The sequence below is a fragment of the Pelomonas sp. SE-A7 genome (assembly GCF_030345705.1).
GTDB lineage: Bacteria > Pseudomonadota > Gammaproteobacteria > Burkholderiales > Burkholderiaceae_C > JAUASW01.
The window spans coordinates 245,795-263,586 of record NZ_JAUASW010000003.1; the positions used below are offsets into that span (position 1 = coordinate 245,795).

Genomic DNA, 17,792 nt, shown 5'->3' on the forward strand with positions numbered 1-17,792 from the left:
ACGGCTTGCGCTTATCCTTGCGCCGCCGTGCCACTTGATCCCTCCCGATGACCGAGCTGACCCGCCGCGCCGCGCTGGCGCTGGGACTTTCCGCCCCGTTGCCCCTGCTGGCCCAGGCCGGCCGCGACGCCGTCGTGATCGGATTGACGCTGGAGCCGCCCGGCCTGGACCCGACCAGCGGCGCCGCCTCGTCCATCGCCGAGGTCGTGCTCTACAACGTGCTGGAGCCGCTGACCAAGATCGCGCCGGACGGCACGGTCCAGCCGCTGTTGGCCGAGCGCTGGGAGGTCTCCAGCGACCAGAAGAGCTGGCGCTTCCTGCTGCGCCGCGGCCCGCGCTTCCACAACGGCGAGCCCTTCAACGCGGCGGCGGTGAAGTTCAGCTTCGAACGTGCGGCATCCGAGACCAGCAGCAACAAGGACAAGCGGGTGTTCGCCAACATGGCCGGCATCGCCACGCCGGACGAGGCCACGGTGCTGATCACGCTGAAGACGCCGGAGCCCGAGCTGCCCTTTCTGCTCGGCCAGGCCAGCAGCGTCATCGTCGAGCCCAGGAGCGCGGCCGGCAATGCGCAGAACCCGGTCGGCACCGGGCCGTACCAGCTGGAGCAGTGGCAGCGCGGCTCCAGCCTGCGCTTGAAAGCAGTCGACGGTTGGCGTGCGGCGGTGGCGATCAAGCGGGTGCAGTTCCGCGTCATCTCCGATCCGGCCGCCCAGGTCGCGGCCCTGCTGGCCGGCGACGTCGATGCTTTCCCGCGCGTGGCCGTGGCGCGCAGCCTGGCCCGCTTCAAGTCCGATCCGCGCTTCCAGCTGTTCACGAGCAACTCGCGGGCCAAGACCCTGATCGCCATCAACCACCAGCGCAAGCCGCTGGACCAGCTGCAGGTGCGCCAGGCCCTGGCCGCGGCCATAGACCGCCAGGCCGTGATCGCCGCCGCCGCCGACGGCTACGGCGTGCCCATAGGCAGCCACTACGTGCCCAACGCACCGGGCTATGTCGACACCACGGCCCTCAACGCCTACGACCCTGAACGCGCCAGGGCGCTGTTGAAGCAAGCCGGCGTCAGCGGCCTGCAGCTGACGATGAAACTGCCGCCCGTGCCCTATGCCCGCCAGGGCGGCGAACTGATCAGGGCCCAGCTGGCCAAGGTCGGCGTGCAAGTGAAGCTGGAGAACATCGAATGGGCGCAGTGGATGGCCTCGGTCTACGGCCAGCGCAACTACGAGCTGACCCTGATCTCGCATGTGGAGCCGCATGACCTCGGCAACTACGCCCGGCCCAACTACTACTGGGGTTACCGGAACCCGGCCTTCGACAAGCTGTGGGAGCGCCTGCATGCCGCGCCGCGCGAGGCCGAGCGGCTGCAGCTGCTGGCCGAGATCCAGCGCCTGCTGGCCCAGGACGCCGCGGCCATCTACCTCTACCAGCCGCAATGGCTGACCGTGGCCCGCAAGAACCTCAAGGGCCTGTGGACCGACATGCCGATCTTCGCCAACGAGCTGTCCGCCCTGAGCTGGACTTGAGCCTGCCATGCATGAGCTGAGCGCCACCGAACTGCTGGTCCGCTACCGCGAGCGCAGCCTCTCGCCGGTCGAGGTCACTCAGGCCGTCATAGCCCGCATCGAACGCTGGGAGCCGCGGCTGCATGCCCTCTACCACTTCGATCCGGAGGCGGCCCTGGTCCAGGCCCGCGCCTCCGAGCAGCGCTGGCAGCGGGGCGAGGCGCTCGCGCTGGACGGTGTTCCGCTGACGTTGAAGGAAAACATCGCGACCGCCGGCTGCCCCATGCCACTGGGGACGGCAGCGCTGGCCGATGCAGCACCGGCCACGGAAGACGCGCCGCCCGCCGCGCGGCTGCGCGAAGCCGGCGCCGTGCTGCTAGGCAAGACCACGATGCCGGACTACGGCATGCTGAGTTCGGGCGTCTCCAGCCTGCATCCGACCACGGGCAACCCCTGGGACACGCGCCTGAACCCGGGCGGCAGCAGTGCCGGTGCGGCCGCCGCCGCCGCGGCCGGCTACGGCCCCTTGCACCTGGGCACGGACATAGGCGGTTCGGTGCGGCTGCCGGCCTCCTGGTGCGGCATCTTCACGCTCAAGCCCAGCCTGGGCCGCATCCCCATCCAGCCACCCTATGCGGGACGCGTGGCCGGACCGATGACCCGCACGGTCGCCGACGCCGCCCTGATGATGGGGCCGCTCAGCCAGCCCGACTGGCGCGACGGCATGAGCCTGCCGGCCGACCCCATGGCCTGGCAGGCGCCGCCGCTGCAAGTCCGCGGCCTGCGCCTGGGCCTGCTGATGGACGCGGGCTGGGGCCTTGATGTCGATCCCGAAGTCGCAGCCGCCATCGAAGCCGCGGCGCGAACACTGGAGCAGGCCGGCGCCATCGTCGAGCCGGTCGCACCGTTCTCGAGCCGCGCCATGATCGATGGCCTGGACCGCTTCTGGCGCATGCGCTCCTGGCTGGACATGCAAGCCCTGACCCCGGAGCGGCGCGAGCGGGTGCTGCCCTACATCCGCGCCTGGGTGGCCACGGCCGAGCGGACCACGGCGGCCGAGCTGTTCCAGGGCTACAGCCAGATGGCGGCCTTCCGCGATGCGGCGCTGCGCGCCTGCCAGCCGTTCGACTTCCTGCTGTCGCCCGTCGCGCCCTGCGTGGCCTTTGAGGCCGAGCGGGCCAGCCCGCTGGACGACCCGGCGCGACCTTTCGAACACATCGCCTTCACCGTGCCCTTCAACTTCAGCGAGCAGCCGGCGGCTTCCATCCCCTGCGGCACCAACCGGGCCGGCCTGCCCATAGGCTTGCAGATCGTGGGGCGGCGCCATGACGACTTGGGCGTGCTGCGCCTGGCGGCCGCCTTTGAACCGTTGCGCGAGCCAATGCCACCCTGGCCTGCCCCCTGAAATAGCTGTCAAAACAGCCACAGGCCCGGGGCAATCCTGCTCCTCGCCATGGGCAGACCGTGCAACACTCTGCCCATGCGAAATCACACCCTTTTCGGGGCCCAGGGGTCCGGTTCGGCTGCGGTCGAAGCCGCGCTGGCGGCGGCCGGCCTGCCCTATGACTGGGTGGAAGCCGCGTCCTGGCTGCCGCCGGGGCCGGGCCTGGAAGCGCTGACCCGGGTCAATCCGCTGCAGCAGATTCCCACCCTGGTGCTGGACGACGGCACGGTGCTGACCGAAAGCGCCGCCATCCTGATCGAGCTGGGGCTGCGCCATCCCGACTCCGGGCTGCTGCCGGCCCATCCGACCGCACGGGCCCGGGCCATCCGCGGCCTGGTCTTCGTGGCGGCCAACTGCTATGCGGCGATCAGCATCATCGACTACCCGCAGCGCTGGTGCGCCGGCGCCGACGAGGACGACATCGAGCGCATCCGCGCCGGCTCCCGCGAGCGGCTGCACAAGCACTGGTCCATCTTTGCCGAGCAGTTCGGTACGGGATTCATGGCCGGCGGCCGACCCGGTGCGCTGGAGCTGCTGGCCACCGTCGTGTCCAAATGGTCGGGCTCGCGGCCGCACCTGGCGCAAGCCCGGCCAGAATTCCATGCCCTGCTGCTGACCGTGGAGCAGCATCCCGCCGTGGCCGCGGTCTTTGCCCGCCACTGGCCGAACTGAGCCGATTGAAGGAAGGAAGCACGCATGTTTGCAGACCTGCAGGACGCGCTGGGCAATTACCTGCTGCCGTTCCTGATTGCCGTGCCGCTGGCCATCGTGGTGATCCTGATCAGCGTGCGCAAGGGCGACGACCGGGTCGAGCGCCCTTCGCGCCTGGACCCGCAGCCGCTGCCGCCTGCACCCGCGCCGGCCCCGGCTCCGGCTCCGGCCAACAAGGCACCGGCCGCCGTGCTGGTGGTGGACGATTCCACCGTGGCCCGCACCAAGCTCGTGAAGCTGTTCAACGAGGCCGGCTATCTGGTGGCCTCGGCCAAGGATGGCAACGAGGCGCTGGAAGTGCTGGGTCGCCAGAAGGTCGACGTCCTGATCACCGACCTGGAGATGCCCAACAAGGACGGCTTCGAGCTGATCGCCGACGTCAAGGGCAGCCTCGCCACCGAGGACCTGCCCATCATCGCCATCACGGGACATGAAGAGCTGCAGACCCGGGTCCATGAGGTCCAGGGCCTGTTCGGCATCTTCAAGAAGCCCTGGAATGATCGCGAACTGCTCAAGCGTGTCGAGGCCCTGGCCTCGCTGCGCAAGGGATGACCCCGGCCGAAAGCCTCATTCGCCTGAGTTAATCTCGAAGCCCTCGTCAGGAATTGCATGACCGACGCTTCGAACCCAGATCGCAGTCAGATCCCGGGCAATCCGCCGGAAGACGAGTTCAATGCCCTGGCCTCGGGCACACGCTTCGGCGAGCTGGAGATCCTGCGCACGCTGGGCATAGGCGGCTTCGGCATCGTCTACCTGGCCCAGGACCATGCGCTGGAGCGCCTGGTGGCGATCAAGGAATACATGCCGGGCCAGCTGGCCAAGCGCAGCGAAGGTTCGCATGTCTCGGTGCGCTCGGGCTCGCTGGCCGAGACCTTCGACCTGGGCCGGCGCAGCTTCGTCAACGAGGCGCGGCTGCTGGCCCGCTTCGACCATCGCTCGCTGCTCAAGGTCTACCGCTTCTGGGAAGCCAACGGCACCGCCTACATGGTCATGCCCTATCTGCAGGGGCAGACGCTGAAGCAGGCCCGGCAGGGCATGACCGAGCCGCCGGCCGAGGCCTGGATCATGAAGCGGCTGCTGCCGCTGCTGGACGGGCTGGCCCTGCTGCACACCGAGCACGTGTACCACCGCGACATCGCGCCGGACAACATCCTGCTGCCGCTGGACGAGGCCGACCCCATCCTGCTGGACTTCGGTGCGGCGCGCCGCGCGATCAGCGACAAGACCCAGTCCTTCACCGCCATCCTCAAGCCCAGCTACGCGCCCATCGAGCAGTACGCCGAGGCCGCGGCGCTGCGCCAGGGCCCCTGGACCGACATCTACGCGATGGCGGCGGTGCTGCATTACCTGGTCATGGGCCATACGCCGCCGCCCTCCACCACCCGCACCGTGGCCGACGAGTACCAGCCGCTGGCCGAACGTGGCCTGCCGGGCTACAGCGAGCATTTCCTGGCCGCCATCGACTGGGCCCTGGGCGTGCGGCCGCAGGACCGGCCGCAGTCCATGCGCGAATTCAGGGCGGCGCTGCAAGGCGAGATCAAGCCGCCCGAGTCGCGCTACCACTACGACCCGGATCGCACCATCATTGCGCCGCGCGGCGCCCAGGCCTACGAGGCCACGCAACTGATCCCGGACGCTACGACGCAGGTGGACGCATCGAAGGCGTTGCCGCCGGTCGTCCCGCCCGCCCCGCCGCCGGCTTCACCGGCGCCCGTGCCCTTGCCCGTGCCGGCACCCAAGGCCCAGCCAGCGGCGGGGCCAGACAAGCGACAGGGCCCCCTGCTGGTCGGCGTCGCCGTGCTGGTCCTGCTGGTCGCGGGCAGCTGGCTGATCTGGGGCCGGGGCGAAAGCGGCGGCAAGAAGCCTGTAGAGAGCCCGTCCACGGCGGTCTCGGTCCCGGCCTTGCGGGCAGAGCCGGCATCGGCCCCGGGCTCGCTGGCCGTGCAGACAGCCAAGGTTCAAGCACCCGCGGCCAGCATTCCCGTCAGCAGCGTGCCGACCGCCCCGGCGAAGCAGCCTCCGGCGTCATCGCCCGCTCCGAGGCCGGCGGAGAACAAGGCCAATGGGCGCAGCGACAGCGCCAAGCCCGCACCGGCCAAGGACAAGCCGCCGCTGGCGCCTCTGCCCAGCATGCCCAAGCAGGACCCCAGCCTGAGCCAGCCGGTCACGACAGCGCCTACCGCCTCGACGGTGAATGCCGCACCGTCCCAGGCCGCCAGCCGGCCGGCCGAGGCGGCCAGCGGTCCGCCCGACCCCCTGGTCGCCTGCGGCCACAAGAAGACCGGCGCCCTGGGCGCCCTGCCCGACTCGTTCAATCTGCCCTTGATGGCCTGCCTGGAACGCACCTGCCGCAAGGCCGACTACCAGGCCCATGGCGAGTGCGCCAAGATCCGCGAGCTGATCGAGAAAAGAGACGGCCGGTTCTGACCGGCCATCTCTCATTCATTCAAACCCAGGGCTGCGGCAGCTGTTCGGTGGCAATGGCCTGCTGCACCGCCGGGCGTTCCAGCATCCGGTTCAGGTAGGCGCCAATGTTCGGCAGGCTGCGGGCCGGGCGCGCGAAGTTGCGGGTCCAGCGGCACAGCATGAAGGCCAGCGGATCGGCCACCGTGTACTTGTCGCCCAGCAGCCAGGGGCCGCCATGGCCGGCCAGCAGCTGGTCGAGCTGGTCCAGCAAGGGGCCGATGCGGCGCTCGGCCGAGGCCTTGGCCTGCGCCGCACCCTCGACATTGCCCTCGTCCACCCAGCGCTCCGGGTAGTAGTAGCCGATCAGCAGCGGCTGCAGGGTGTTGGTCAGCCAGATCAGCCATTTGTAGAACTGGGCTCGCTCGGCCGTGGCCAGCGGCGGCACCAGGCCGGCTTGCGGGTGGGTGTCGCCCAGGTGCAGCAGGATGGCCGCCACCTCGTAGAGCACCAGGTCGCCGTCCTCGAGCACCGGGATCAGGCCGTTCGGATTGAGCTTCAGGTATTCGGGCGACTTGTGGGCGCCCTGGTTGCGGTCGACCAGCACGCGCTCGTAGGGCAGCTTCATTTCCTCCAGCAGGACATGCGGGGCAAAACTGGCGTTGCTGGGAAAGTAGTGCAGCTTGATCGTCATGGCGGGCGGCTCCGGTCTCCGGGAAGGGCCGGATCATCGCAGAGCCGCCGTTCGGATTTCTTTACTCACCGGCAAAGCCGGCACGGTGCACGGCGTGCATGCTGGGGCCGTTGTCCAAGCACCGTTCCGACCCTCGTGAGATCGCCATGAAGCTCCTGACCTCCACCCTGCTGATGGCCGGCCTGCTGGCCGCCGCCCTGTCCCCCGCGCCGGCCCTGGCCGACCGTCCCCGCGACCACATGGTCTTCGACCAGCGCTACCACCATGACCACTACTACCCGGCGCCCGGCTGGGTCGCGCCCGGCCTGCCCCGCGGTGCGGTGGTGGTGCGGGGCGGCCCCAGCCCCTTCTACTTCCACGGCGGCGTCTGGTACCGGCCCGACGGCCCGCGCTTTCGCGTGGTGCTGCCGCCCCTGGGCCTGATCGTCCCCGTCCTGCCCTGGGCCTATGTGACGCTCAGCATTGGCGGCCTGCCCTACTTCTATGCCAACGGCGTCTACTACCGCCATGCGGTGGGCGGCTACGAGGTGGTCACCGCGCCGCCCGAGGCTGACCGCGCCCAGCCGGTTCAGAACGTGCCGCCGGCCCGGCCGGACCCGATCATCTACCCCCGCAACGGCCAGAGCCCGCAGCAGCAGGAAGCCGACCGCCAGGAATGCAACCGCTGGGCCACGACCCAGCCGGCCGCGATGAATGAGGCCAGCGTCTTCAACCGGGCCGTCGAAGCCTGCATGGATGGCCGCGGCTACACGATGAAGTAAGCGCAGGCCAACCCGGTTTCGGTGCGGCGAGTTGTTACGGCCGGTGCACCGAAACCGTGGTCGCCGCGTTGGCTCCGGACCGTCCGCCGGAGCCCCTCATGAAATCGCTGACCCAGCTGCTGCCCCGCACCCTGATCGTCTCCACCCTGATCCTGGCCCAGGGCCTGGCCGTCGCCGGCCCCCGGCATTACGACCCGCCGCGCCACCACCATCACCATCGTCATGGCCTGAGCATCGGCGGCGCCCTGCTGGGCCTGGCCATCGCCGTGCCGCTGATCGCCATCGCACATCGGGCCGCCGAACGCGAAGCCGACGTGATCTACACCCCGCCGCCCGCCCCGCTGCCACCGCCGGCTCCGGTGGTGATCCAGCAGCAGCCCGTGCCTCCGCTGCGCGGCGAGCCCATCATCTATCCCCGCAACGGCCAGAGCGCCGAGCAGCTCGAATTCGACCGCCGCGAATGCAACCGCTGGGCCACGACCCAGCCCAGCGCCATGAACGACGCCAGCGTCTTCAACCGCGCCGTGGATGCCTGCATGGACGGGCGGGGCTACACGCTGCGCTGAGCCCGCGCACAAGGCCCGGAAGGGCCTTGTGGCTGGCGAAGGCCGGGGCACGATACAAGTGACCTGGCTGAGCCCACGCAAAGGGCCCCAGCAAGGGCCCATTCAGCCTCGACCAAGCCCGCCGACAGAACCGGTCGTGCGGGCTTCGCTGCTTTGGACCCTGCTGCCCAGGAAAACCCTGAATTGATCCCAGCGCCTGATTTGAGAAACTTATTAGCCAATTTGTTAATAGTTGAATCATGTCGCTGGACAAGGTCTTTGAAGCCCTGGCTTCCTCCGCACGTCGCCAGATGCTGGCCTACCTGTCGGCCGGTCCATTGAGCACCAGCGAGCTGGCCACGCGCTTCGAGATGAGTGCGCCCGCGGTCTCGCGCCATCTGTCGGTGCTGGAGAACGCCGGCCTGGTCAGCAGCCGGCGCGAGGGGCAGTTCGTGCTGTACGAGTTGGTGCCGGAGAAGCTGAGCACCACCTTGACCGGCTTCGCGCTGGAGATCTGTCCGGTCGGCCGGCCCTTGAAGAAGGAGGCGCGGGCCCTGGCCCAGCGCCGCAAGCCCGCCCGTTAACGCGACCCACGAGGAGGAGAGCCATGTCGATATCCATCACCGGCCTGCAAGCGCATCGGATTCAAGCCCAAGCCGGATCCAGCGTGCTCGAGGGACGGGTGCGGTTCGCACCGCTGAAGTCGCTCTGGCTGTGCTCGATGTTGCTGGCCGTGCTGCTGTTCGGGCCGGCGACCCTGGACTGGACCACGCTGGGCCTGTTCATGGCCAGTACCGGCTGCGTGCTGTTGTTCGGGCATTCGCTAGGCAGCCATCGCAAGCTGATCCACGACAGCTTCCAATGCCCGGCCTGGCTGGAGTACGCCCTGGTCTACCTGGGCGTGCAGGTCGGCCTGGCAGGGCCGCTGGGCCTGCTGCGCCAGCACGAGTTGCGCGACTACGCGCAGCGCCTGCCGGATTGCCACCCCTACCTCCGCCATGGCACCGGCTTCTGGCGGGATGCTTTCTGGCAGCTGCATTGCGAGCTGGTGCTCGACCGGCCGCCCGAGCTGCGCCTGGAACCGCGTCTGGCCGGGCATAGCTACTACCGCTGGCTGGAGCGGACCTGGATGTTGCAGCAGCTGCCCATCGCTGCTCTGCTCTACCTGGCTGGCGGCTGGGGTTTCGTGGTCTGGGGCGTCTGCGCCCGTATCGTGGCCGGCGTCATCGGCCATTGGCTGATCGGCCACCTGGCCCACAACCATGGGCCCACGCACTACGAGGTGCGGGGCGCGGCCGTCCAGGGGCACAACATCCGCTGGACTTCGCTGCTGACCATGGGCGAGTGCTGGCACAACAACCACCATGCGTTTCCCGGCTCGGCCCGGCTGGGCCTGTTCGATGGCGAATGGGATCCGGGCTGGTGGATGCTCTGCCTGCTAGAGCGCCTGGGCCTGGTCTGGCATCTGAGGCTGCCTCAGGACCTGCCTGCTCGCCCGGAGTTTATGGCCCAGTCGGTACAGGCCAGGGATGGGCTGGCGACCCGGCGGCCCTGCTACCTGGGCCGGCTCTGGCAGGCACTGTCCGCCTGAACCCAGCTCACACCGCACACCCGCTCTCCGCCCCACTCCCCCGCGCCCCGTAGCGCTCGGCCGTCAGCTGGGCCAGGATGGAGACGGCGATCTCGGGTGGGGTGCGGGCGCCTATGGCGAGGCCAATCGGGCCGTGCAGCCGGTCGAGCTCGGCCTCGGTCACCGAGAAATGCTCGGCCAGGCGCGCACGGCGCTTGGCCTGGTTGGCGCGCGAGCCTATGGCGCCGACGTAGAAAGCCGGGCTCTTGAGCGCCTCCATCAGGGCCAGGTCGTCCAGCTTGGGGTCATGGGTCAGGGCCACGATGGCGGTGTGGGCGTCGGGGCGCAGCTCCTGCACCACGTCGTCGGGCATGCCGCGCAGCAGCCGGGTGCCGGCCACGGCCCATTCCTCGGCATATTCCTCGCGCGGGTCGCAGACCAGCACCTGGTAGTCCAGGGCCAGGGCCATCTGGGCCAGGTACTGGGTCAGCTGGCCGGCGCCGATGATCAAGAGCCGCCAATGCGGGCCATGGTTGCTGACCAGGCGCTGCTCGCTCAGCTGCAGCAGGTCGGCGCCATGCTCGTCGAACAGCTCGACCCGGCCACTGGCACGGTCCAGCTCGCGGCGCACCCGCTGGCCGCTGCTCAGGCGGCGCAGCAATTCCTCACAGGCCGAGGCCTCGGTCACCGGCTCCAGCAGCAGCTCCAGCGTGCCGCCACACGGCAGGCCGAAGCGCGTGGCCTCCTCGGCGCCTACGCCGTAGCGCACCAGTTCGGGCTTGACCAGGTCCAGGGCCCCGTCGCGGATGCGGGCGATCAGGTCGTCTTCTATGCAGCCGCCCGAGACCGAGCCGGCGATCGCGCCGTCGTCGCGCACCGCCACCCAGGAGCCCAGCGGCCGTGGCGCCGAGCCCCAGGTGCGGGTGATCGTGCCCAGCACCACGCGCCGGCCTTCGGCGCGCCACTGCACCAGCTGGCGCAAGACATTGAGGTCGACGTTGTCCATCTTGAGGCCGCATTCTGGGGCCGGAGCGGACTCTGTGCCAGAACGCTGCACCAACCCTGAGACCGCCGCGCCCATGGATGAATATCCATGAGGGTTTGTGACAGACGCGGCCGGCCCGGCGAGTCCGACGATAGGCCGCAGACGGACCAGCCACCATCGCGTCAGGCCCGCATTCAGGAGACACACCACCATGGGCATCCCAATCACGCTCAAAGTCAACGGGCAGGCGCTGACGCGCCAGGTCGAACCGGACCAGCTGCTGGTCCAGTTCCTTCGCGAGGATCTGGCGCTGACCGGCACCCATGTCGGTTGCGACACCGGCCAGTGCGGGGCCTGCACCATCCACCTGAACGGCCGCGCGGTGAAGAGCTGCACCATGCTGGCCGTGCAGGCCAATGGCCAGGAGCTGACCACCATCGAAGGCCTGGCCGCCGCGGACGGCACGCTGCATCCCATGCAGGCCGCCTTCAAGGAATGCCATGGCCTGCAATGCGGCTTCTGCACGCCGGGCATGGTGATGAGCGCCATCGACCTGGTGCAGCACCACCGCTGTGCGACCGAGGCCGAGATCCGCGAGGGCCTGGAAGGCAACCTCTGCCGCTGCACCGGCTACCAGAACATCGTCCGCGCCGTGCAGGCCGCCATTCCGGCCATGAAGTAAGGAGGCAGCCATGAACGCACCCGGATTCATAGGCCAGAGCGTCAAGCGCCGCGAGGACGCGCGCTTTCTGACCGGACGCGGCCAGTACACCGACGACATCGTGCTGCCGCGCCAGACCTACGCCAGCTTCCTGCGCAGCCCCTATGCCCATGCCCGCATCAAGAGCCTGGACGCCAGCGCCGCGCTGGCCGCGCCGGGCGTGCTGGGCGTGTTCCACGGCGAGCATTTCCGCGCCATCGGCGGCCTGCCCTGCGGCTGGCTGATCCACAGCACCGACGGCACGCCGATGAAGGAGCCCAAGCACCCGATCCTGGCCGACGGCAAGGTGCGCTTCGTCGGCGACCTGGTGGCCCTGGTCGTGGCCGAGACCCAGGCCCAGGCCAAGGCCGCGGCCCAGCTGATCAATGTGGACTACGAGGAACTGCCGGCCGTGGTGGACTGCGCACAAGCCAATCTGCTGCCGGGCCAGGTGCATGAGGAAGCGCCGGGCAACCTCTGCTACCGCTGGGGCTGCGGCGACAAGGCCGGCACCGATGCCGCCATGGCCTCTGCCGCCCATGTGACGCGGCTGGAGTTCCGCAACAACCGGCTGATTCCCAACGCCATCGAGCCGCGCGCGGCCAACGCTTCGTACAACCCCAGCGACGAGAGCTACACGCTCTACGTGGCCAACCAGAACCCGCATGTGGAGCGGCTCCTGATGTGCGCCTTCGTGCTGGGCATCCCCGAGCACAAGATGCGCGTGGTGGCGCCCGACGTGGGCGGCGGCTTCGGTTCCAAGATCTTTCTCTACGCCGAGGAGACCGCCCTGGTCTGGGCCAGCAAGCAGGTCGGTCGGGCGATCAAGTGGACGGCCGAACGTTCGGAAAGTTTCCTCTCCGACGCCCATGGCCGCGACCACGCGACCGTCGCAGAGCTGGGCCTCGATGCCAAGGGCAAGTTCCTCGCGATGCGGGTGACGACCACGGCCAATCTGGGCGCCTACCTCTCCACCTTTGCGTCCAGCGTGCCGACCATCCTCTATGCCACGCTGCTGGCTGGCCAGTACACCACGCCCAAGATCTACGCCGAGGTGACCGGCGTTTTCACCAATACGGCGCCGGTCGATGCCTACCGCGGCGCCGGCCGGCCCGAGGCCACCTATGTGGTCGAGCGCCTGGTCGAGACCGCGGCCCATGAGCTGAAGATCGACCCGGCCGAGCTGCGCCGCCGCAACTTCATCCACGAGTTCCCCTATGCCACGCCGGTGGGCCTGACCTATGACACCGGCGACTACGACGCCACGCTCAATCGCGTCATCCAGATCGCCGACGTAGCCGGCTTCCCGGCGCGCAAGGCGGCCAGCGAGGCCAAGGGCCTCAAGCGCGGCCTGGGCTACTCGACCTACATCGAGGCCTGCGGCCTGGCACCGTCCAATATCGCCGGCGCGCTGGGAGCGCGCGCGGGCCTGTTCGAGGCCGGCGAGGTGCGGGTCCATCCCACCGGCAAGGTCACGGTCTTCACCGGCAGCCATTCGCATGGCCAGGGCCACGAGACCACCTTCGCCCAGGTGGTGGCCGACAAGCTGGGCATTCCGCTCGACGATGTCAGCATCGAGCATGGCGACACCGGCAAGGTCCTGTTCGGCATGGGCACCTACGGCAGCCGCTCGCTCTCGGTCGGCGGCACGGCCATCGTCAAGGCGGTGGACAAGGTGATCGCCAAGGGCAAGAAGATCGCCGCCCATCTGCTGGAGGCGGCCGAGGGCGACATCGAGTTCTCGGGCGGTCAGTTCCGAGTGGCCGGCACCGACAAGGCCGTGCCCTTTGCCTCGGTCTCGCTGACCGCCTACGTGCCGCACAACTACCCGCTGGACAAGCTGGAGCCCGGCCTCAACGAAAACGCCTTCTACGACCCGAGCAACTTCACCTATCCGGCCGGCAGCTATGTCTGCGAGGTCGAGGTGGACCCGGCCACCGGCAAGGTGCGTGTGGACCGCTTCAGTGCGGTGGACGACTTCGGCAACATCGTCAATCCGATGATCGTCGAGGGCCAGGTGCAAGGCGGCATCGCCCAGGGCCTGGGCCAGGCCCTGCTGGAGCACGGCATCTACGACGAGCACACGGGCCAGCTGCTCACCGGCTCCTACATGGACTACGCCATGCCGCGCGCCGACGACCTGCCCAGCTTCAACATAGAGACGGCCAAGGGCACGCCCTGCACCCACAACCCGCTGGGCGTGAAGGGCTGCGGCGAGGCCGGCGCCATAGGCTCGCCGGCCGCGGCCATGAATGCGATCTGCGATGCGCTCGGCATCAAGGACATCGCCATGCCGGCCACGCCGCACACCGTCTGGCAGGCCATCCAGGCCAACCGCTGAAGGGAGAACAGCATGAGCTTCAGCTATCAACAAGCCACTTCGCTGGCCGCTGCCGCCCAGGCCGCGGGCCAGGCGGATACCAAGATCCTGGCCGGCGGCCAGTCGCTGCTGGGGGCGATCAAGCTGGGCCTGGCGATGCCGGCCGGCCTGGTCGACCTGGGCGGCCTGGCCGAGCTGCGCGGCATCCGGCTCGAGAACAACGAGATCGTGATCGGCGCCATGGCCACCCATGCCTCGGTGGCCGCCTCGCCCGAGGTGCAACGGGCGATTCCGGCCCTGGCCGAGCTGGCCGGAAACATAGGCGACCGCCAGGTCCGCAACCGCGGCACCTTGGGCGGCAGCCTGGCCAACAACGACCCGGCGGCCTGCTATCCGGCGGCCGTGCTGGGCCTGGGCGCCACGGTGATCACCGACCGCCGGCAGATCGCGGCCGACGACTTCTTCAAGGGCCTGTATGAGACCGACCTGGCCGAGGGCGAGATCATCCGCGAAGTCAGCTTCCCGGTGCCGAGCAAGGCCGGCTGGCAGAAGTTCAAGCAGCCGGCTTCGCGCTTCTCCATCGTCGGCGTGTTCGTGGCCAGGACCGCCTCCGGCACCCGCGTGGCCGTGACCGGCGCCGGCCCCTGCGTGTTCCGCGCCACCAAGCTGGAAGCCGCGCTGGCGGCGGACTGGAGCGGCACGGCCGCGGCCAAAGTGGTGATCAGCGATGAAGGCCTGAACAGCGATCTGCATGGTTCGGCGGTCTACCGCGCCGCCCTGATCCCGGTGCTGGCCGGCCGCGCCGTGACGGCGGCTGGATGACAACAGGGCTTCCGCAGAGCATCGACGACTGCGCGGCCGCGCTGCTGGCGCAAGGCTATGTGGCCCAGCGCGAGCTGGCGGCCACGGCCTTTCTCGCGCTGCGGCTGCAGCGGCCGCTGTTCCTGGAGGGCGAGCCCGGCACCGGCAAGACCGAGATCGCCAAGGTGCTGGCCGCGATGCTGGACCGGCCACTACTGCGCCTGCAGTGCTACGAAGGCCTGGACCTGGCGTCCAGCGCCTATGAGTGGAACTACGCGCGCCAGATGCTGGAGATCAAGCTCGCCGGGCCCGAGTCCAAGGCCGAGCAATTCTTCGACCGGCGCTTCCTGATCGCCCGTCCACTCTTGCAGGCACTGGAGTTGCCGGGTCCGCCGGTGCTCCTGATCGACGAGCTGGATCGGGCCGACGAACCCTTCGAGGCCTTTCTGCTGGAATTGCTGAGCGAGTTCCAGCTCAGCATTCCGGAGCTGGGCGTGATCCGGGCGGCGGAGCCGCCCATCGTCGTCGTCACCAGCAACCGCACGCGCGAGATCCACGATGCGGTCAAGCGCCGCTGCCTCTACCACTGGGTCGACTTTCCGGACGCCACGCGCGAGCTGCAAATCCTCAGGCTGCGCGTCCCCGGTGCGTCCGAGGCCCTGGCCCGCCAGGTCGTCGCCTTCATCCAGGGCCTGCGCCGCCTGGACCTCTACAAGCTGCCCGGCGTGGCCGAGAGCATCGAATGGTCGCGGGCCCTGCTGGAGCTGGACGCCGTGGCCCTGGACCCGGCGACCGTGCAGCAGACCCTGGGCGTGCTGCTCAAGTACCAGGACGACATCGCCCGCGTGCAGGGCTCGGAAGCGGCGCGGCTGCTGGAGCAGGTGAGGCTCGATGTCCAGCGCTGACGCCAAGCCCCCACGCTCGACAAGCTCGCGGCCCCCCGAGGGCCGATTGGCCGAGAACCTCGTCCACTTCGGCCGCGTGCTGCGCACCGCCGGCCTGAGCGTGGGCAGCGACCGCATCCAGCTCGCGCTGCAGGCCCTGCAGGTCGCCGGACTGGAATCGCGGCGCGACTTCAAGGCGGTGCTGGCCGCCTGCCTGGTGGACCGGGCCGAGCACCGGCTGCTGTTCGACCAGGCTTTTCACATCTTCTGGCGCGACCCCGACCTGCTGGGCCGGGTGCTGGCCATGCTGCTGCCGCAGGCCCCGGTGGCGAAGGCCGGCACGCCGCCGCCGGAGAACCGTCGCCTGGCCGAGGCCTTGTTCCCGCAGCCGGTCGCGCAGGCCTCGGACGACGAGCCGCCCGAGCAACTCGAGATCGACGCGGCGCTGAGCTGGAGCCAGCGCGAGGTCTTGCGCCAGCAGGACTTCGAGACCATGACGAACGCCGAATGGACCCAGGCCAAGCGCCTGGTGCGCCAGCTGCGGCCACTGTTCGACGCCCGACCCAGCCGTCGCCACCGGGCTGCCGAGCGCGGTCGCATCGCCTGGCGCGCCACGCTTCGGCAGGAGGCACGCAGCGCAACGCTGGCCCCGGCGCGCGAGGCGCCGCGCGAGCAGCTGGCGCCGCTGGTGGTGCTGGCCGACATCTCCGGCTCGATGAGCCGCTACTCGCGCATGCTCCTGCATCTGGCCCATGGCCTGGCCAATCCGGCCGAGCAGCGCAAGGCACCACGCGTCCACAGCTTTGTCTTTGGCACGCGACTGACGCCGGTGACGCGCTTGCTGAAGCAGCGCGATCCGGACCTGGCGATCAGCGCCGTCTCGCGCCGGGTCGAGGACTGGTCGGGCGGCACCCGCATCAGCGACTGCATGCACCAGTTCAACCGGCAATGGGCACGCCGTGTTCTGAGCAGCGACAGCACGGTGCTCCTGATCACCGATGGCCTGGAGCAAGGCAGCGAGGAGGACCCGCGCTGCGAACGCCTGGCCTTCGAGGCACAGCGGCTGCGGCTTTCGTGCCGGCGCCTCCTTTGGCTGAACCCGCTCTTGCGCTTCGACGGCTTCGAGCCACGCGCCGCCGGCATCCGCGCGCTGCTGCCCGAGGTCAGCCGGCATCTGCCGGCCCACAATGTGGCCAGCCTCCAAGACCTCACCCAACGATTGCTATGCAACTGAGCGGCGACGAAACCCTGCCCGTGTCCCAGGCCCAGGCCTGGGAGGCGCTGAACGACGTGGACATGCTCAAGGCCGCCATCACCGGCTGCGAGTCGCTCACCGCCCTGGGCGACAACGCCTACGAGGCCGTGCTCTCGATCTCCATCGGCCCGGTCAAGGCCAAGTTCAAGGGGCGGCTGCAGCTCTCGGACCTGCGGCCGCCCTCGGGCTATCAGCTCGCCTTCGAAGGCCAGGGCGGCGCTGCCGGCCACGGCAAGGGCCAGGCCCAGGTGCGGCTGGAGACGCTGGGGCCGAATCAGTGCCTGCTGCACTACACGGTGGTGGCGAGCGTGGGCGGCAAGATCGCCCAGATCGGTTCGCGCCTGGTGGACCTGGCGGCCCAGAAGATGGCCAGCGATTTCTTCGCGGCCTTCAATGCCGCCCTGCAACAGCGCTACGAGGTCCCCCCGCCTCCGCCCCCTCCTCCGCCCAAGTCGCTGTTCCAGCGCTTCCTGGACTGGTACCTGGGCTGGCTGGGCCGGATCTTCACGGGCAAGCTCTAGGCATCGCGCTGGCGGTTCATGTCGGCCAGGGTCTTGCCCGGCTCGTCGCGGAAGCGTTCGTCCAGCACCGCCAGCGAGCGGATGCGGTCCACCCGGAAACTGCGGAAGTCCTCGCGCAGCTCGCACCAGGCGGCCAGGGTCCAGGACGGGCCCCAGAAGAAGCAGGCCAGCGGCCGCACGGTGCGCAGGCTGGGGGTTTCGCTGAGGTCCTGGTAGTCCAGCCTGAGCTTGTGGCGGCTCTCGGTGGCCTCGCGCAGCCGCGCCAGTCGTTCGCGGGTCGCGGCGTCCAGGCCGCTCTGCGGCGCGAAGACGGCCAGGCTCTCGGCCGCGGCGCGGGCCGTGGGGCTGAGCACGGCCAGGATCTTGCCCAGCGCCTGCTCGGCCTCGCCGGACAGGCCTTCGTCCAGCTGCGGCTGGGCCAGTCGCACGGCGGCCACCAGGGCTTGCGCCTCGTCCTTGCTGAACATCAGCGGCGGAAGGTCGAAGCCGGCCCGCATGCGGTAGCCCACGCCGGCCTCGCCGTCGATGGGCACGCCCTGCTGCTGCAGGGCGGCCACGTCGCGGTAGACGGTGCGGACCGACACCTCCAGCCGCTCGGCCAGGAATTCGGCGGTGGTGAGGCGTCGGCCTCGTATCAGCTGGACGATCTGGAACAGGCGGTCGGCGCGGCGCATGGGCGGGCATTGTGCCGCGCCC

The 17,792-nt window shown here is 69.5% G+C and carries 18 protein-coding genes; 15 read left to right on the forward strand and 3 right to left on the reverse strand.

Features of this window, described 5'->3' with window-relative positions; genetic code table 11:
- Nucleotides 1-47: 47 nt before the first annotated feature.
- The 5 genes from QT382_RS19070 to QT382_RS19090 all read left to right on the forward strand — a co-directional run bounded on the left by QT382_RS19070 (nt 48) and on the right by QT382_RS19090 (nt 6,084).
- Complete coding sequence (locus QT382_RS19070; RefSeq protein WP_289255709.1) at nt 48-1,523, forward strand: ABC transporter substrate-binding protein; 1,476 nt, start codon at nt 48-50, stop codon at nt 1,521-1,523.
- Nucleotides 1,524-1,530: 7 nt separating this feature from the next.
- Complete coding sequence (locus QT382_RS19075) at nt 1,531-2,907, forward strand: amidase (RefSeq protein WP_289255710.1); 1,377 nt, start codon at nt 1,531-1,533, stop codon at nt 2,905-2,907.
- A 75-nt stretch (nt 2,908-2,982) separates the two neighbouring features.
- Entirely contained in the window at nt 2,983-3,618 is a 636-nt protein-coding gene (locus QT382_RS19080; RefSeq protein ID WP_289255711.1) for a glutathione S-transferase, read from the forward strand.
- 24 nt (nt 3,619-3,642) lie between these two features.
- Entirely contained in the window at nt 3,643-4,209 is a 567-nt protein-coding gene (locus QT382_RS19085; RefSeq protein ID WP_289255712.1) for a response regulator, read from the forward strand.
- Nucleotides 4,210-4,266: 57 nt separating this feature from the next.
- Nucleotides 4,267-6,084, forward strand: a complete 1,818-nt coding sequence (locus QT382_RS19090) for a serine/threonine protein kinase (RefSeq protein ID WP_289255713.1) — start codon at nt 4,267-4,269, stop codon at nt 6,082-6,084.
- Nucleotides 6,085-6,103: 19 nt separating this feature from the next.
- Here the strand turns inward: QT382_RS19090 and QT382_RS19095 are convergent, their stop codons facing one another.
- Nucleotides 6,104-6,754 carry a glutathione S-transferase family protein gene (locus tag QT382_RS19095; RefSeq protein ID WP_289255714.1) on the reverse strand — a complete coding sequence of 217 codons (651 nt, stop codon included), beginning with the start codon at nt 6,752-6,754 and terminating at the stop codon, nt 6,104-6,106.
- Between the two features lie 146 nt (nt 6,755-6,900).
- Between QT382_RS19095 and QT382_RS19100 the strand changes: the two genes are divergently transcribed.
- From QT382_RS19100 to QT382_RS19115, 4 genes are all read left to right on the forward strand, one after another.
- Complete coding sequence (locus tag QT382_RS19100; RefSeq protein WP_289255715.1) at nt 6,901-7,515, forward strand: DUF6515 family protein; 615 nt, start codon at nt 6,901-6,903, stop codon at nt 7,513-7,515.
- A 98-nt stretch (nt 7,516-7,613) separates the two neighbouring features.
- On the forward strand, nt 7,614-8,081 hold the full coding sequence (locus QT382_RS19105) for a hypothetical protein (RefSeq protein ID WP_289255716.1): 468 nt from the start codon (nt 7,614-7,616) through the stop codon (nt 8,079-8,081).
- A gap of 239 nt (nt 8,082-8,320) precedes the next feature.
- Nucleotides 8,321-8,644 (forward strand): ArsR/SmtB family transcription factor, encoded by a 324-nt coding sequence (locus tag QT382_RS19110; protein WP_289255717.1) that lies wholly within the window; start codon nt 8,321-8,323, stop codon nt 8,642-8,644.
- Nucleotides 8,645-8,667: 23 nt separating this feature from the next.
- A complete protein-coding gene (locus tag QT382_RS19115; protein WP_289255718.1) occupies nt 8,668-9,651 on the forward strand; it encodes an acyl-CoA desaturase in 984 nt (327 codons plus the stop codon).
- 7 nt (nt 9,652-9,658) lie between these two features.
- Here QT382_RS19115 and QT382_RS19120 read toward each other — a convergent pair whose 3' ends face one another.
- Nucleotides 9,659-10,636: an XdhC family protein gene (locus QT382_RS19120; RefSeq protein ID WP_289255719.1), complete on the reverse strand. Its 978-nt coding sequence runs from the start codon at nt 10,634-10,636 to the stop codon at nt 9,659-9,661.
- A gap of 190 nt (nt 10,637-10,826) precedes the next feature.
- Between QT382_RS19120 and QT382_RS19125 the strand changes: the two genes are divergently transcribed.
- From QT382_RS19125 to QT382_RS19150, 6 genes are read left to right on the forward strand one after another with little or no spacing between them, the layout of a single operon-like run.
- Nucleotides 10,827-11,297 carry a (2Fe-2S)-binding protein gene (locus QT382_RS19125; protein WP_289255720.1) on the forward strand — a complete coding sequence of 157 codons (471 nt, stop codon included), beginning with the start codon at nt 10,827-10,829 and terminating at the stop codon, nt 11,295-11,297.
- Nucleotides 11,298-11,307: 10 nt separating this feature from the next.
- On the forward strand, nt 11,308-13,656 hold the full coding sequence (locus tag QT382_RS19130; protein ID WP_289255721.1) for a xanthine dehydrogenase family protein molybdopterin-binding subunit: 2,349 nt from the start codon (nt 11,308-11,310) through the stop codon (nt 13,654-13,656).
- 12 nt (nt 13,657-13,668) lie between these two features.
- Complete coding sequence (locus QT382_RS19135) at nt 13,669-14,457, forward strand: FAD binding domain-containing protein (RefSeq protein WP_289255722.1); 789 nt, start codon at nt 13,669-13,671, stop codon at nt 14,455-14,457.
- The gene (locus QT382_RS19140; protein ID WP_289255723.1) at nt 14,454-15,341 is read left to right on the forward strand and encodes an AAA family ATPase; all 888 of its coding nucleotides are present in this window, start codon (nt 14,454-14,456) and stop codon (nt 15,339-15,341) included. The genes QT382_RS19135 and QT382_RS19140 overlap by 4 nt, the downstream gene beginning before the upstream one ends.
- A complete protein-coding gene (locus tag QT382_RS19145; RefSeq protein WP_289255724.1) occupies nt 15,328-16,554 on the forward strand; it encodes a vWA domain-containing protein in 1,227 nt (408 codons plus the stop codon). The genes QT382_RS19140 and QT382_RS19145 overlap by 14 nt, the downstream gene beginning before the upstream one ends.
- Entirely contained in the window at nt 16,545-17,096 is a 552-nt protein-coding gene (locus QT382_RS19150) for an SRPBCC family protein (protein ID WP_289255725.1), read from the forward strand. The genes QT382_RS19145 and QT382_RS19150 overlap by 10 nt, the downstream gene beginning before the upstream one ends.
- Here the strand turns inward: QT382_RS19150 and QT382_RS19155 are convergent.
- Entirely contained in the window at nt 17,093-17,770 is a 678-nt protein-coding gene (locus QT382_RS19155; protein ID WP_289255726.1) for a helix-turn-helix transcriptional regulator, read from the reverse strand. The genes QT382_RS19150 and QT382_RS19155 overlap by 4 nt on opposite strands.
- Nucleotides 17,771-17,792: the final 22 nt, after the last annotated feature.

What these genes read in the sequence shown, in the direction of transcription:
- QT382_RS19070 (WP_289255709.1), top strand. Translation starts at nt 48, where the DNA reads ATGACCGAGCTGACCCGCCGCGCCGCGCTGGCGCTGGGACTTTCCGCC.
- QT382_RS19075 (WP_289255710.1), top strand. Translation starts at nt 1,531, where the DNA reads ATGCATGAGCTGAGCGCCACCGAACTGCTGGTCCGCTACCGCGAGCGC.
- QT382_RS19080 (WP_289255711.1), top strand. Translation starts at nt 2,983, where the DNA reads ATGCGAAATCACACCCTTTTCGGGGCCCAGGGGTCCGGTTCGGCTGCG.
- QT382_RS19085 (WP_289255712.1), top strand. Translation starts at nt 3,643, where the DNA reads ATGTTTGCAGACCTGCAGGACGCGCTGGGCAATTACCTGCTGCCGTTC.
- QT382_RS19090 (WP_289255713.1), top strand. Translation starts at nt 4,267, where the DNA reads ATGACCGACGCTTCGAACCCAGATCGCAGTCAGATCCCGGGCAATCCG.
- QT382_RS19095 (WP_289255714.1), bottom strand. Translation starts at nt 6,754, where the DNA reads ATGACGATCAAGCTGCACTACTTTCCCAGCAACGCCAGTTTTGCCCCG.
- QT382_RS19100 (WP_289255715.1), top strand. Translation starts at nt 6,901, where the DNA reads ATGAAGCTCCTGACCTCCACCCTGCTGATGGCCGGCCTGCTGGCCGCC.
- QT382_RS19105 (WP_289255716.1), top strand. Translation starts at nt 7,614, where the DNA reads ATGAAATCGCTGACCCAGCTGCTGCCCCGCACCCTGATCGTCTCCACC.
- QT382_RS19110 (WP_289255717.1), top strand. Translation starts at nt 8,321, where the DNA reads ATGTCGCTGGACAAGGTCTTTGAAGCCCTGGCTTCCTCCGCACGTCGC.
- QT382_RS19115 (WP_289255718.1), top strand. Translation starts at nt 8,668, where the DNA reads ATGTCGATATCCATCACCGGCCTGCAAGCGCATCGGATTCAAGCCCAA.
- QT382_RS19120 (WP_289255719.1), bottom strand. Translation starts at nt 10,636, where the DNA reads ATGGACAACGTCGACCTCAATGTCTTGCGCCAGCTGGTGCAGTGGCGC.
- QT382_RS19125 (WP_289255720.1), top strand. Translation starts at nt 10,827, where the DNA reads ATGGGCATCCCAATCACGCTCAAAGTCAACGGGCAGGCGCTGACGCGC.
- QT382_RS19130 (WP_289255721.1), top strand. Translation starts at nt 11,308, where the DNA reads ATGAACGCACCCGGATTCATAGGCCAGAGCGTCAAGCGCCGCGAGGAC.
- QT382_RS19135 (WP_289255722.1), top strand. Translation starts at nt 13,669, where the DNA reads ATGAGCTTCAGCTATCAACAAGCCACTTCGCTGGCCGCTGCCGCCCAG.
- QT382_RS19140 (WP_289255723.1), top strand. Translation starts at nt 14,454, where the DNA reads ATGACAACAGGGCTTCCGCAGAGCATCGACGACTGCGCGGCCGCGCTG.
- QT382_RS19145 (WP_289255724.1), top strand. Translation starts at nt 15,328, where the DNA reads ATGTCCAGCGCTGACGCCAAGCCCCCACGCTCGACAAGCTCGCGGCCC.
- QT382_RS19150 (WP_289255725.1), top strand. Translation starts at nt 16,545, where the DNA reads ATGCAACTGAGCGGCGACGAAACCCTGCCCGTGTCCCAGGCCCAGGCC.
- QT382_RS19155 (WP_289255726.1), bottom strand. Translation starts at nt 17,770, where the DNA reads ATGCGCCGCGCCGACCGCCTGTTCCAGATCGTCCAGCTGATACGAGGC.